A 13556-nucleotide genomic window follows, 5' to 3' on the forward strand; every position below is an offset into this window, starting at 1 on the left:
GCAATCTCTCGACCACACTCACACCGCCGGCTCCGACCACCCGGACATAGTAGTGACCCTCCCTTTCAACCGAGTTGTCAGAATCTGGTTGGGTCATAGGGCAACTGAGTTCTGACAAGTCGGAGGTAATCGTGGGCCGGGTCGTGTTGGTGGGGACGCCGATCGGTGATCCCGGCGACGCGTCGCCCCGGGTGGGCGAACTGTTGGCCGCCGCCGATGTGATCGCGGCCGAGGACACCCGGCGGCTGCGCCGGTTGCTGGACCGGCTCGGGATCGAGACGTCGGCCCGGGTGCTGTCCTACTTCGACGGCAACGAGGCTGCGCGGGCCGCGGAGCTGCTGGAACTGCTGCGCGGCGGGGCCACCGTGGCCGTGGTCAGCGACGCGGGGATGCCGTCGATCTCCGATCCCGGGTTCCGGCTGGTCGCGGCCGCGGTCGAGGAGGGCATCGCGGTGACCGCGGTGCCGGGCCCGTCGGCAGTGCTGACCGCGCTGGCGCTGTCCGGGCTGCCGACCGACCGGTTCTGCTTCGAGGGCTTTCTGCCGCGGAAGGCGGGGGAGCGCTCGCGGCGGCTGGCCGAGCTGGCCGGCGAGCCCCGTACCGCCGTCTTCTTCGAGGCGCCGCACCGGACCGAGGAGACGCTGCGGGCGATGAGCGATCAGTTGGGCGCCGACCGCCGGGCCGTCGTCTGCCGCGAACTGACCAAGACCTACGAGGAGGTCCGGCGCGGCACCGTGGCCGAGCTGGCCGACTGGGCCGCCGCCGGGGTCCGGGGCGAGGTCACCCTGGTCGTCGCCGGGGCGCCGGCGAGCCGCGGCGACACCGGCGACGCGGTCGCCGCGGTGCTCGCGTTGGTGTCGGGTGGGGCCAAGCTCAAGCCGGCCGTGGCCGAGGTCGCGGCCGCGCAGGGGCTGGCCAAGAACGAGTTGTACGCGGCCGTCCTGGCGGCGAGATCGCGGCAGCCGGAAGTGACGACGAAGGAGCCGGATGGACGCGCGTGAGCGGCGGACCGAGACCACTGAGCAGGGGCAGCGGCGCAACCTGGACCGACCGGCGGTGCCGGTGCCGCTGCCGTACCCGGTGGTGGACAGTCACTGTCACCTCGACGTGGCCGACGGCAAGACCGACCTGGCGCCGGCCGAAGCCCTGGCCCTGGCCGCATCGGTCGGGGTGAGCCGGATCGTCCAGGTCGGCTGCGACGTGGCCGGGTCGCGGTGGGCGGTCGAGGCCGCCGAACGGTTCCCGTCGGTCGTGGCCGCGGTGGCGATCCATCCCAACGACGCCGCCCGGATGACCACGGCCGAGCTGGGCGCCGGGCTGGCCGAGATCGCCCGGCTGGCCGCCCACCCCCGGGTCCGGGCGGTCGGCGAGACCGGGATGGACAGCTACCGGACCCGGTCCGAGGACGGGCTGGCGATCCAGCGGGAGGCGTTCGCGGCGCACATCGCGCTGGCCAAGCAGCACACCAAGGCGCTGATGATCCACGACCGGGACGCACATCAGCCGATCCTGGACGTGCTCGACGCCGAGGGTGCGCCGGACCGGATCGTGATGCACTGCTTCTCCGGCGACGCCGCCTTCGCCCGGTCCTGCCTGGATCGCGGCGGCTATCTGTCCTTCGCCGGTACGGTCACGTTCAAGAACGCGGCCCCGCTGCGGGAGGCGCTGGCGATCACCCCGCTGGACCGGATCCTGGTCGAGACCGACGCGCCGTACCTGACCCCGGAGCCGTACCGCGGCCGGCCGAACGCCTCGTACCTGATCCCGCACACGGCCCGGACGATGGCCGAAGTGCTCGGCCGCGACCTGACCGAGGTCTGCCGGGCCCTGGCGGCCAACGCCGACACGGCGTTCGGCGGCGGCTGGGCCGAGCACGAGGACGGGACCGAGACGGGAGTGGCTTGATGGAGCTGACGGACGTGCTGCGGCGGCGCCGGATGATCCGGGACTACCGGCCGGATCCGGTGCCGGCCGAGGTGATCGACCGGCTGACCGAGGCCGGCCGGCGCTCACCCACCGCCGGCTTCACCCAGGGGGTCTCGTTCCTGGTGCTGGACCGGCCGGACGACGTGGCCGGCTTCTGGTCGGCCACCGGTGACGACGATGACTCGGCCGTCGGGTCGTCCTGGCTGGCCGGGATGCGGTCGGCGCCGGTGCTGATCCTGGTCTGGACCTCCGAGGCCGCCTATCTCGATCGCTACGCCGAGCCGGACAAGGGCTGGACCGACCGCGACCCGGCCCGCTGGTCGGCGCCGTACTGGTGGGTGGATGCCGGGATGGCCGCCCAGACCATCCTGCTCGCCGCCGTCGACGCCGGCCTCGGCGGCTGCTTCTTCGGCATCCCCCCGGAGCAGCAGGACGAGGTCCGCCGCCGCTTCGGGGTGCCGACCGACCAACTCTCCGCCGGCGTGATCACCCTCGGCTATCCGGCCTCCGCCGGCACCCCCGGCTCACCCACCCGCCGCCCCCGTCGCCCCGCCAACGACCAAATCCGCCACCACCACTGGTAACCACGCCGAGTTGTCAGAACTGAGTTGTGTCCTGGGGCTACTCAGTTCTGACAACTCGGCTCAGTCGCCGGGTACCGGTGTGGTCCTGTCACACTCTTCGGCTTGCGATCGTCCTTGTGGTGAGCGTCGGTGGTCGGCGCGTCATCGAATCCAGCTGAGAGAGTGATCATGGAATCAGAGATCAAGGATCTGGACCGCAAGTGCGAGCTGCTCAAGGCCCTGCACGTCCCGGGGGAGCCCTTGGTGCTGCCGAACGCGTGGGACGTGGCATCGGCGCGGATGGTGGTCGAGGCCGGTTATCCCGTCGTGGCGACGACCAGCATGGGGGTCGCGGCCGCCCTCGGCTTCGACGACCACGAGGGCGCGCCGAGCGCGGAGATGCTGGCGGCGGCGGGGCGGATGTGCGGTGGCGTCGAGGTGCCGGTGACCGTCGACGCGGAGGCCGGCTACGGGCTGGACGCGGCCACGTTCGTCGCGGAGTTGCGGAGCATCGGAGCCGCCGGCTGCAACCTCGAGGACACCGACCACAGCACCCGCCAGCAGCGGGATCCGAGCGACCAGGCCGCGTGGATCGCCGCGGTCCGCGCGGCGGCCGAGGCCGAGCACTATCCGCTGGTGATCAACGCCCGGATCGACAACTATGTCGGCGAGTTCGTGGCGCGGCTGCACAGCGGTCAGACCGGACCGGCGCCGCAGGAGCACCACCTGCCCGACGTCGTCGACCGCGCCCACCGCTATCTCGCCGCCGGTGCGGACTGCGTCTATCCGATCGCGCTGCACCAGCCGGACCAGATCAGCGCGCTGGCCGGGGAGACCGGCGGCATGATCAACATCTCTACGATGCCGGACGGCGCCGCGGTGGCGGACCTGGCGGCGCACGGCATCGCCCGGATCAGCTACGGCGGCCTGCTGTGGGGACAGACCATGCGCGCGTTTGCTGACTCGCTCGCGACCTTGACGGACCCTCCCGCGGCCTGACAGACACGAATCGGGGGTGCAACGGGCCGCGATCCCGGATCCTGCCGCGCGTTTCTTGCACTCCTGATTCGTGACGGTACGTGATCATGCCGCGCCACGCCGCCGGCTCAGCTCGAGCGCCCGTCGGATCGATGCCAGGACCCAGTCGGGTCTCGGTCCACTTTCGTTGGTCGCGACGAAGCTGTTCCTGCCGCTCGACCCGGTGAACCTCCGCGGCTGGCCGTCGGTGTGGGCGTATTCTGACGAGCATGACTACCAGGCGGTTCGACCGGATCACGGTTGATCCGGCGCAGTTGGGTGGCAAGCCGTGCATCCGAGGACTTCGCATCTCGGTGGGAATGATCGTCGAGATGTTCGCTGCGGGAAAGAGCACAGAGGTCATCCTCGATGAGTATCCGTACCTGGAGGGCGAGGACATTCGCCAAGCGCTGGCGTACTCGGCTGCTCTGGCCGAGAACGAATACCATCTGGATCTTCGGCCGACTGCGTGAGATTCCTCGTCGATGAGAATCTCTCGCCGCGTCTGTGCGATCACCTGACTGGGTCGGATGACACGGCTGAACACGTCCACGAGAGGCTTGCAGCGGGAGCGACGGACCAGGAGATCTTCGACCACGCCGTCGAGCACGGTTTGGTCATCGTGACTGCCGATACCGACTTCGGCGCCCTGCTGGCTGTCGACCGGACCACTAAACCATCCGTCGTCCTCGTCCGAGAATTGCTGTCCCTCTCGGTTATGGAGCAGGGAGTCCTCTTGGCGACGAACCTCGACCAGGTCCGGGATGCCCTTGCGGCTGGCGCGATCGTTGTCTTCTCTCCGAACGTGATCCGAGTCCGACCGTTGCCGTTGGCCTGAGGGACTGACCGGAATTCAGCGGTGGTTCGGGAATTTGGCGCTCAACGGGTCGGTTCGGGCAACGCGCGCCGGATTCCGGTCACTCCAGTTGGTACGTGCTCTCGGCCCGGAAGCGGTCGGCGTAGTGCTGGCTCTGGTCGTCGGCCATGATCGTGAACTCGCCCTCGGCGACGAGTTCGGCCAGATTGGCCGGCGGGATCAGGTCGACGTGGTGGAAGACGGCCTTGAGGGCGTCGGTCGGATCGTCCTTGAAGTCCTCGTAGACCAGGCGCAGCGGGGTCAGGTCGTGGTGGGCGATGAAGCGTTCGATGTGGCCCTGCTTGCGCTGGATCAGCTCGATCTGCTTCTCGATCCCGACGAAGTCGTACGGCGGCATCGGCGGTTTGCCGGACAGCTTGCCGACGGAGTGCCAGACGCCGGTCGCCTTGGCCCGGAACAGTGACACCGCCTGCGCGACGATGTCGTCCCGGCGGACGGTGATCCAGGACCACTGACGGGCGTTCTCGGGCAGCTCGCCCACCTGGGCCAGCGGCAGCAGCGCCTCGGCGGTGCCCTTGAAGCCGAACACGCCCGCCGGCGAGCTGTAGCGGCGCACGGTCTCGGTCAGATAGTCGGCCATCGACGCCGACTTGTACTTCTTCGCCCCGGTCCGCTGCCGGTAGCCGTTGAGGTGTTCCCGGATGCCGCCGAACACGCCGGAGCGGTTGAGGATGTCGACGAAGAAGGTGGTGCCGGAGCGGGAGGTGAACAGCATCCCGACCTTGCGCCGGGCCGGCGCGAAGATCGCCGCCGGATCGCCGCCTACGCCGCGCAGCCGAGCGGGGCTGGCTTCGAGCAGCCGGCCCGCGTCGGCGGGGGTCAGGCCCAACTGGAGGATGCGATCGGTCAACGATTCGCCGAACAATGCGTCGTCACCTTCCTGTTCCCACGGATTTACCCGCGGCACCTTACCGGTCGGTTCGCGTTATCCTCACCCGTGGCCTCCGAGCATGATCAGCGACAGCGGGACGATCAGCCGCTGCTCGACCCGACCGCGATCCGCGGTCTCGTCGCCGAGCTCGGGCTGCGGCCGACCAAGCAGCGCGGCCAGAATTTCGTCACCGACGCCAACACGGTCCGGCGGATCGTCGGCCTGGCCGAGGTGACGCCGGACGATGTCGTGGTCGAGGTCGGGCCGGGCCTGGGGTCGCTGACCCTCGGCCTGCTGCACCGGGCCCGGCGGGTGATCGCGATCGAGATCGACCCGCTGCTGGCCGGCGCGCTGCCGGCGACGGTGGCCCGGTTGGCCCCGGCCCGCGCCGAGGCGCTGACCGTGATCACCGCCGACGCGCTGCGGGTCGACGAGCTGCCCGAGCCGCCGACCAAGGTGGTCGCCAACCTGCCGTACAACGTCAGCGTGCCGGTGCTGTTGCATCTGCTGGCGACGTTCGACAGCTGGCAGCACGGGCTGGTGATGGTGCAGGCCGAGGTGGCGGATCGGCTGGTGGCCGGCCCCGGCAGCAAGACCTACGGCATCCCGTCGCTGAAGCTGGCCTGGTACGCGTCCTCGCGGCGGGTCGGCAGCGTGGCGCCGAGCGTCTTCTGGCCGGTGCCCAACGTCGACTCCGGCCTGGTCGCGCTGGCCCGACGGCCGCCGGTCGAGACGACAGCCAACCGGGCCGCGGTGTTCGCCGTGATCGACACCGCGTTCGCGCAGCGGCGCAAGATGTTGCGCTCGGCGCTGGCCGGATTGGTCGGCTCCTCCGCCGCGGCGAGCGTCGTCCTGGAGGACGCCGGGATCGACCCGCAGGTGCGGGGCGAGCAGTTGGAGATCGCCGACTTCGCTCGGATCGCGGAGGCGTTGGCCCGGGTCGACCGTTCGGGTGATTCGGCCGGGCACTAGCCTCGAAGCGTGGTTGCCGCTCTGCCTCCGACCGGTGTACGCGTCCGCGTGCCGGCCAAGATCAATCTTGCGCTGAAGGTCGGCCCGCCGCGACCGGACGGATTCCACCCGTTGGCCACCGTCTTTCACGCGATCTCGCTGTACGACGACCTGGTCGCCGAGCCGGCGCCGGCCGGCGAATTCACCGTCACGGTCTCCGGCGAGGACGCCGAGCTGGTGCCGACCGACGACTCCAACCTGGCGATCCGGGCGGCGCGCCGGCTGGCCGAGGCCTACGCGCCGGCCGAGGGCGTCCGATTGTCGATCAAGAAGGCGATCCCGGTGGCCGGCGGGCTGGCCGGCGGTTCGGCCGACGGCGCCGCGGCGCTGGTCGCCTGCGCCGCCCTGTGGGCGCTGGACCTGGAGCAGGAGGAGTTGCTCGCGATCGCGGCGGAGCTCGGCAGCGATGTCCCGTTCGCCCTGGTCGGTGGCACCGCGATCGGCAGCGGCCGCGGCGAGCAGTTGGTGCCGGCGCTGGCCCGCGGCTGCTACCACTGGGTGCTCGCGTTCGGCACCGAGGGGCTGTCCACGCCGAAGGTGTACGGGCTGTACGACGAGCTCGGCGGCCGGACCGCGCCGCCGCCGACCGTGGCCGACGAGTTGATGAACGCCCTCCGGGCCGGCGACGCGGCGGCGCTGGGCGAGTCGCTGGACAACGATCTGCAGCCGGCCGCGCTGACCCTGCGGCCGGTGCTCCGCCGGGTGCTCGACGCGGGGCTCGACTTCGGCGCGTTGGGCGCGGTGGTCTCCGGCTCCGGCCCGACCGTCGCCTTCCTCGCCGGCTCCGAGTCGGCCGCCATCGAGCTGTCCGTCGCGCTCAGCGCCGAAGGGATCTGCCGCTCCGTCCGCCGAGCCGTCGGCCCCGTCCACGGCGCCCGCGTCGTGACCTGACCCACCAACCCCGCTGACCCGTCAGATCCGCGGGCGTTTTGGCGGCGTGTCGACGCGGATGTGACGGGTCGGCGCCCCGGTGGGGGACGATGACTTGCTGTGGAGAACGTACGCGGAACCCTGCCGATCATCCGAGCCCTGCGGCCGCGGGATCCGGCCGAATCACACCGGGCGGCCTCGCCGCTGGAGCTGCTGACCGACCTCTGCTTCGTGGTGGCGATCGCGCAGGCCGCCGCCGAGTTCCATCACCACATCTCCGATCACCATGCGGTCGAGGGTCTGACCGGGTTCATGCTGGCGTTCTTCGCGATCTTCCTGACCTGGCTCAACTTCACCTGGTTCGGCTCCGCGTACGACAACGACGACGTGGTCTACCGGCTGCTGACCATCCTGCAGATCGTCGGCTCGCTGGTGATCGCCGCCGGGATCCCGGACATGTTCGAGGGCAAGCTGCTGCTCGGCGTGACCGGCTACGTGATCATGCGGATCGCCCTGGTGGCGCAGTGGCTCCGAGCGGCCTACCACGATCCGGAGCGACGACGGACCTGCCTGCGTTACGCCGTCGGTATCGTGATCGTCCAGCTCTGCTGGATCGCCTTGATCCCGATCTCGGCCGCAGCCCCGGCGGCGTTGGTGCCGTTGTTCGTCCTCTTCGTGATCTTCGAGTTGATCGTGCCGTGGTTCGCGGAGCGGGCCGGGCAGACTCCCTGGCATCCGCACCACATCGCCGAGCGGTACGGGCTGTTCTTCATCATCGTGCTCGGCGAGACGGTTTTGTCCACCACCCTGGCGATCCAGGGCGCCCTGGTCGATGATCAACTCTGGACCTCGGCCGTGATGATCGTGGTCGGCTCCGGGGTCTTGATCGTTTTCAGCGTCTGGTGGCTCTACTTCTCCCGCTCGGCCGCGCCCACCCTGCGCCGCGAGGGCCGGGCCGACCAGAACTTCGAGATGGTGTGGGGATTCGGCCACTACTTCATCTTCGGCGCCGCGGCCGCGGTCGGTGCCGGGCTGGCGGCCCGGGTCGACTACTGGTCCGGTTCCGAGCACCACGGCAGCGCGCTGACCACCGGGCTCGCGGTGACGGTGCCGGTGGCGGTGTTGTTGATCATGATCTGGCTGATCCACCTCCGCCATCACGACGCGTCGGTGCGCACGTGGGGCCCGTTCTTCGGCGCCTCGGCGCTGATCCTCGCCGGCACCGCGACCCCGATGCCGGAGCTGGTCGCGGGGATCGTCCTGGCCGTGCTGGTCGCGGTCGAGATCAGGGTCGCGCGGCTCTATCCGGCCTGACTCTCGCCACGACGGGAGTTATCGCTTACGCTTAATCCGAATTTAGGCGTTCCGGAAATGAGGCAATGATGCGCGCTCGGGGTCGGACCTTGCTCACCGTTCTGCTGCTCTCGCTGGTGGTCGTGATCGCCGGCCAGGTGCCGGCGGTCGGTACGCCGGAGTCGAAGGCGGCATCGACCCCGCCGCCACCCGCGGGCGAACTGCGCGATCTCGGGGCGACGATCAGCTCGCTGACCGTGGTCGAGGGTGCGTACGGGAAGCTGCCGGACGGCACCTTCGTCGCGTACGCGCCGGTGATGGGCGAGAACGCCGAACTCAACGTGACCACCTCGGTCAACGGCACCAACACGGTGCTCGGCCACTACCCGATGCCGGGGGCGTCGGGCGGACCGACCATCGCCGTCGGGCCGGACGGCGTGGTCTACGTCGGCACCTACTACCAGGGCCATCTCTACGCCTGGAATCCGGCGACGAAGGAGATGTCCGACCTGGGCCAGCCGGTCGCCGGCGAGACGTACCTGTTCGGGCTGTCGGTCGCCCCGGACGGCACCGTCTTCGGTGGTACGTATCCCAACGCGCACGTGTTCTCCTACCACCCGGACCGCGGCTTCACCGACTATGGCAAGCCGGTCGACAACGACGAGATCAAATACCTGAAGTCGACCGTCTACGACCCGGATCAGAACGCCCTGTTCGTCGGCACCCAGCCGATCCCGAAGTTGTTCAAGCTCGACCTGGCCAGCAAGACCTTCACCGAATCCCAGGTGTCGGCGCCGTTCCCCGGCGCCTCGGTGATCGATCTCGACTACGCCCAGGGCCGGGTGCTGGCCAACGTCAACAACACGCTGCGGGTCTTCGACTCGGTGGCCAACCGGGAGGTCGACGTCACCGACGCCTCGACCGGACAGGTCGCGGTCGGGTTGCCGATGGTGGCTCGCGGTGTCTCCGAGCCGCGCGACGGCAAGGTCTACTTCAGCCGGCTGGTCGGCACCGTTTCGCACCTCAGCTACTACGACCTGGCGACCGACACCGTCACCACGACCAGACATCCGTCGTCCCGCGGGGCCTTGATCGGCTACGGCTGGACCACCGAAGGTGATCATGAGGTGCTGTATTCGCTGGCCGGCAACTATTCCGGCGGCGGCTTCCGCTACGACCCGGTCAGCGACACCGCGGGCACGCTGCAGTATCCGTTCCGGCCGGCACCGGCCGGGCTACAGCACGTGTTGCCGAACGCCGACGGGTCGGAGATCTTCTTCGACGCCTTCCTCAACGGCAGCACGTCCAAGCTCGACGTCGAATCCGGGGTGCTGACCCCGGTGACCCGGCTCGGCCAGGCCGAGGACTGGACGCTGGGGCCGGAGGAGGAGACGACGATCTATGCCGGGGTGTATCCGAACGGCACCTTGATCAGGTACCGGCCGGATCAGCCCGCCGGACCGGACAATCCGAAGACCTTCGCGACGCTGAAGACGAGTGACGCGCAGATCAGGCCGCTCGACGTGCAGGTGCACGACGGGGTGCTCTACGCCGCGACCGCGCCGGACTACGGCCTGCGCGGCGGCGCGATCGCCGCCGTCGACCTGACCAGCAACGAGGTCAAGGTCACCCGCAACGTCGTCCAAGATCACACGATGGCCTCGCTCGCCTTCCTGGGCGACAAGATCTTTGCCGGCAGCAGCACCGAGGGCGGCACCGGCACCGACCCGATCGAGGGCACCGCGAAGCTGGTCGAATGGGATCCGGCGACCCGACAGGTGGTGCGGACCGCCGAGCCGGTGGCCGACGCGGAGAGCATCAACGCGCTCACCGTGCACAACGGTCGGTTGTACGGGCTCGCCGACTCGACCGTGTTCGAATTCGATCCCGTTGCCTGGAAGGTGATCCGGAAGGTCGCGCTGGACGGAGTCGGCGCCGTCCGGGCCGCCTCCCGGGGCGAGTTGATCTTCCACCCGAACGGTTACCTGTACGCCAGCGTCGGTGAATCCAACTTCGCCCTCGATCCGTTCACCCTGACCGGGGAGCGGCAGACCGAGAAGACGTACCGGCTGGAGCTGTCGGCCGATCGTGACCTGCTGATGCTGGTCTGGCCGGAAGGTTTCGAGAACCCGATCCACTACGGCCGGTTCACCCCGGCAGCGACTCCGTGCGAGACCCCGGACACCCGGGACAAGCTGACGATCGGCGGCGTACAGACCCCGCTGAGGAACCGCTTCGTGATCACCGGCTGCACCCTGCAGGATGTCGTGGACAAGATCATCGACGGGGGCAGCAGTGGTTCGGCCGCTGCCCGCGAACTCGACCGCTACGTCGCCGCCGGGACCTTGACCGCCCGCGAACGCGGCGACATCCTCCGCGCCCTCCGTTGATCACCGTCCCTTGAGCCACAACTCCACAGCGTTCCCTGAGCTCCAGCTCCATAGCGTTCCCTGAGCTCAACTCCCCCTAGTTCCCTGAGCCTGTCGAAGGGCAAGGCCGGTGATTCAACGGCCACAGCGTCATCGGTCTTGCCCTTCGACAGGCTCAGGGACCAAGAGGAGTTGTGGGCTCAGGGAACGACCCAACCCGCCGAGTTGTCAGAACTGAGTTGTGCCATAGGGCATCTCAGTTCTGACAAGTCGGCGTTCTAGGTGCGGTAGGGGGCGAGCAGGGAGCGGAGGGAGCGGGCGAGTTGATCATGCTGGTCGTCCGACAGGGTGGCCAGGATGGTGCGCTCGGCGGCGAGGAGGTCGGCCAGGGCGGCGTCGACGTCGTCCTTGCCGGCGGCGGTCAGGGTGACCAGGACGCCGCGGCGGTCACCGGGATGGCTCTCCCGGCCGACCAGACCGCGGGTGACCAGCCGGTCGACCCGGTTGGTCATCGTGCCGGAGGTGACCATCGTCTCCCGGAGCAGCTGACCGGGGGAGAGCCGATACGGATCACCGGCCCGGCGCAGCGCGGCCAGCACGTCGAATTCCCAGGACTCCAGACCGTGTGCGGCGAAGGCCGAGCGGCGCAGCCGATCCAGGTGCCGGGCGAGCCGGGTGACCCGGGACAGCACCTCCATCGGAGCCGTGTCCAGGTCGGGCCGCTCCCGCTGCCAGGCCTGGACCACCGCGTCGACCTCGTCGCGCGGCTCGTCCGCGTCGACGGATAGCGGTTGGCTCATGACCAAGAGTGTAGATGTCAAGACTCTTGACGCGGATGAATGCCCTCGTCGGTCTTCGGCAGCACGGCGGCCAGCCCGATGATGATCAGGCAGAGGGCGCCCGGCAGGACCATGGCGTGCTGGATGCCGAGGTGGGCGACCAGGAAGCCGGTGATCGCCGGCCCCATCAGGAACGTGGCGTAGCCGAAGGTGACGACCAGGGCCAGCACCCGGCCGCCGCCGAGGTGACCGGCGACCGCGTACACCTGCGGCGCGATCATGCCGACGCCGAAGCCGACCAGGGACCAGCCGATCACCAGCAGCGGCAGCGGGGTCGCGATGATCACGATCAGATAGCCGGCCGCGGCGCAGACGCCGCCGAAGCGGACCACGGCCCGGCGGCCGAACCGCAGCACCAGCCGGTCGCCGAGCAACCTGATCAGGGTCATGAACGCGCTCACCGCGATCAACCCGATCGCCCCGACGGCCGGGTCGACCCGGGCCACGTCGGTGACGTGGATCGACGCCCAGTCGACGGCGGTGCCCTCGGCGAGGCCGTACCCGATCGCCATCAGGCCGAGCAGCCAGGCGATCGCGGGGATCTTGTTCCGGACGCCGTCGACGGTGTGGTGCACCGGCATCGCCCGCGGGGTGAGCCGGACCAAGATCGGCACCGACACCACGGCGATCACCGCCATCGTGATCATCAACGGCAGCACGACGGTGCCGCCGCCGAGGCCGAACACGCCGGAGATCGCCAGGATCAGGCCGGCGCCGACGAAGTTGCCGATCGAGAAGAACGCGTGGAACCGGCTCATGATCGGCTGTCGCCGGGCCCGTTCGACCTGGACGCCGAGCGCGTTCATGGCCACGTCCATCGCGCCGTTGCCGAAGCCGATCACGATCGCCCCGGCGACGGCCAGACCGTAGACCGGCGCGAACCCGACCAGCAGGCAGCCGACGATGATGATCGGCAACGCGAACAGCGCCACCGGCCGGGCGCTGAACCGGTCGGCCAGCCGGCCGCCCAACTGCATGGTGATGATCGCGGCGCCACCGGCGACGAAGAGCATGATCGCGATCCCGGCCGCGTCCAGCTCGAGCCGGCTGCGCAGTGCGGGCAACGAGCCGCCGTAGCCGCCGAGCAGCATCCCGTTGATCGCGAACAGTCCGGCGACCGCGATCACCGCGGCCCGGGTGTCCAACCGGCTGCCGGCCGGTTCGCTGATGATCTTGGTCATCGCCGCCTCTCCAGAGTGGGTCGGGCCTCCAGGCCGTGCAGCCCGTTCCAGGCCAGGTTGACCAGTTGCGCGGCCACCTCGGCCCGGCGCCCCTGTCGGTTGTCCAGCCACCACTGGCCGGTCATCGCGACCATCCCGACCAGCGCCTGGGCATAGACCTGGGCCGTCTTCGGGTCGAAGCCGCGGCGCGCGAACTCGGCCCGGAGCACCACGTCGACCCGGCTCGCCACATCGCCGAGCAGGGTCGCGTACTCTCCGGCCGCCGACCCGCGGGCCAGGATCCGGAAGCCCTCGGTGTGCTCCTCGATGTAGTCGAGGAAGGCGAGCGTCGCCTGCTCCAGCAGTTCCCGCGGCCGGCCCTCCGTCAACGCCCCGCCGATCCCGTCCAGCAGCGTCGTCACCTCGCGGTCGACGACCACCGCGTAGAGGGCGTCCTTGCCGCCGAAGTGTTCGTACAGCACCGGCTTGCTGACCTCCGCCGCGGCCGCGATCTCCTCGACCGAGGTGCCGTCGATGCCCTTGTCGGCGAACAGGCCGCGGGCGACGGTGATCAGCTGTTCGCGGCGCTCGGCCCCGGTCATCCGAACGCGGCGCGCCCGGCGCGGGGCGGCTCGGGAAGACATTGCTCTAGTCTCCCCAAACCCCACCGATTGGAGAAATCCATTCCAACCCCTGGGAGCCGGGGATCGCGGCCGGAAATCCTGCGCTGATAGCGGTTCACCAGGCCCGGTCGACCGCA

14 protein-coding genes are annotated in these 13556 nt (G+C 69.7%); 10 read left to right on the forward strand and 4 right to left on the reverse strand.

Annotated features, from left to right (window positions below; all coding sequences use genetic code 11):
* Positions 1 to 128: 128 nt before the first annotated feature.
* The 6 genes from rsmI to FNH24_RS00120 all read left to right on the forward strand — a co-directional run bounded on the left by rsmI (position 129) and on the right by FNH24_RS00120 (position 4344).
* On the forward strand, positions 129 to 1001 hold the full coding sequence (gene rsmI / locus FNH24_RS00095) for a 16S rRNA (cytidine(1402)-2'-O)-methyltransferase (protein WP_152360524.1): 873 nt from the start codon (positions 129 to 131) through the stop codon (positions 999 to 1001).
* Positions 988 to 1905, forward strand: coding sequence for a TatD family hydrolase (locus FNH24_RS00100; protein WP_152360105.1), 918 nt, complete (start codon positions 988 to 990; stop codon positions 1903 to 1905). The genes rsmI and FNH24_RS00100 overlap by 14 nt, the downstream gene beginning before the upstream one ends.
* Positions 1905 to 2510 (forward strand): nitroreductase family protein, encoded by a 606-nt coding sequence (locus tag FNH24_RS00105; protein WP_152360106.1) that lies wholly within the window; start codon positions 1905 to 1907, stop codon positions 2508 to 2510. The genes FNH24_RS00100 and FNH24_RS00105 overlap by 1 nt, the downstream gene beginning before the upstream one ends.
* Positions 2511 to 2678: 168 nt before the next feature.
* Entirely contained in the window at positions 2679 to 3488 is an 810-nt protein-coding gene (locus FNH24_RS00110; RefSeq protein ID WP_152360107.1) for an isocitrate lyase/PEP mutase family protein, read from the forward strand.
* Positions 3489 to 3736: 248 nt separating this feature from the next.
* Positions 3737 to 3979: a DUF433 domain-containing protein gene (locus tag FNH24_RS00115; RefSeq protein ID WP_152360108.1), complete on the forward strand. Its 243-nt coding sequence runs from the start codon at positions 3737 to 3739 to the stop codon at positions 3977 to 3979.
* Positions 3976 to 4344, forward strand: a complete 369-nt coding sequence (locus FNH24_RS00120) for a DUF5615 family PIN-like protein (protein WP_152360109.1) — start codon at positions 3976 to 3978, stop codon at positions 4342 to 4344. Before FNH24_RS00115 ends, FNH24_RS00120 begins: the two co-directional genes overlap by 4 nt.
* Positions 4345 to 4423: 79 nt before the next feature.
* Here FNH24_RS00120 and FNH24_RS00125 read toward each other — a convergent pair whose 3' ends face one another.
* Entirely contained in the window at positions 4424 to 5233 is an 810-nt protein-coding gene (locus tag FNH24_RS00125) for a Stf0 family sulfotransferase (RefSeq protein ID WP_152360110.1), read from the reverse strand.
* A gap of 87 nt (positions 5234 to 5320) precedes the next feature.
* Here FNH24_RS00125 and rsmA point away from each other — a divergent pair, with 87 nt between their 5' ends.
* The 4 genes from rsmA to FNH24_RS00145 all read left to right on the forward strand — a co-directional run bounded on the left by rsmA (position 5321) and on the right by FNH24_RS00145 (position 10818).
* Complete coding sequence (gene rsmA, locus FNH24_RS00130) at positions 5321 to 6226, forward strand: 16S rRNA (adenine(1518)-N(6)/adenine(1519)-N(6))-dimethyltransferase RsmA (RefSeq protein WP_152360111.1); 906 nt, start codon at positions 5321 to 5323, stop codon at positions 6224 to 6226.
* Positions 6227 to 6235: 9 nt separating this feature from the next.
* Positions 6236 to 7156, forward strand: a complete 921-nt coding sequence (locus FNH24_RS00135) for a 4-(cytidine 5'-diphospho)-2-C-methyl-D-erythritol kinase (RefSeq protein WP_152360112.1) — start codon at positions 6236 to 6238, stop codon at positions 7154 to 7156.
* A gap of 99 nt (positions 7157 to 7255) precedes the next feature.
* Positions 7256 to 8449, forward strand: coding sequence for a low temperature requirement protein A (locus FNH24_RS00140; protein ID WP_246186677.1), 1194 nt, complete (start codon positions 7256 to 7258; stop codon positions 8447 to 8449).
* A gap of 89 nt (positions 8450 to 8538) precedes the next feature.
* Positions 8539 to 10818: an NHL repeat-containing protein gene (locus FNH24_RS00145; protein ID WP_152360113.1), complete on the forward strand. Its 2280-nt coding sequence runs from the start codon at positions 8539 to 8541 to the stop codon at positions 10816 to 10818.
* A gap of 257 nt (positions 10819 to 11075) precedes the next feature.
* On the opposite strand, the gene FNH24_RS00150 is transcribed toward FNH24_RS00145, so the two are convergent.
* Genes FNH24_RS00150 through FNH24_RS00160 form a run of 3 tightly spaced genes read right to left on the reverse strand, consistent with a single transcriptional unit; the run spans position 11076 to position 13398 of the window.
* The gene (locus tag FNH24_RS00150) at positions 11076 to 11597 is read right to left on the reverse strand and encodes a MarR family winged helix-turn-helix transcriptional regulator (RefSeq protein WP_152360114.1); all 522 of its coding nucleotides are present in this window, start codon (positions 11595 to 11597) and stop codon (positions 11076 to 11078) included.
* A 17-nt stretch (positions 11598 to 11614) separates the two neighbouring features.
* Positions 11615 to 12817, reverse strand: coding sequence for an MFS transporter (locus FNH24_RS00155; protein ID WP_152360115.1), 1203 nt, complete (start codon positions 12815 to 12817; stop codon positions 11615 to 11617).
* Positions 12814 to 13398, reverse strand: a complete 585-nt coding sequence (locus tag FNH24_RS00160; protein WP_217428003.1) for a TetR family transcriptional regulator — start codon at positions 13396 to 13398, stop codon at positions 12814 to 12816. The genes FNH24_RS00155 and FNH24_RS00160 overlap by 4 nt, the downstream gene beginning before the upstream one ends.
* Positions 13399 to 13556: the final 158 nt, after the last annotated feature.

Source organism: Microlunatus speluncae (genome assembly GCF_009299835.1).
Classification (GTDB): Bacteria; Actinomycetota; Actinomycetes; order Propionibacteriales; family Propionibacteriaceae; genus Microlunatus; species Microlunatus speluncae.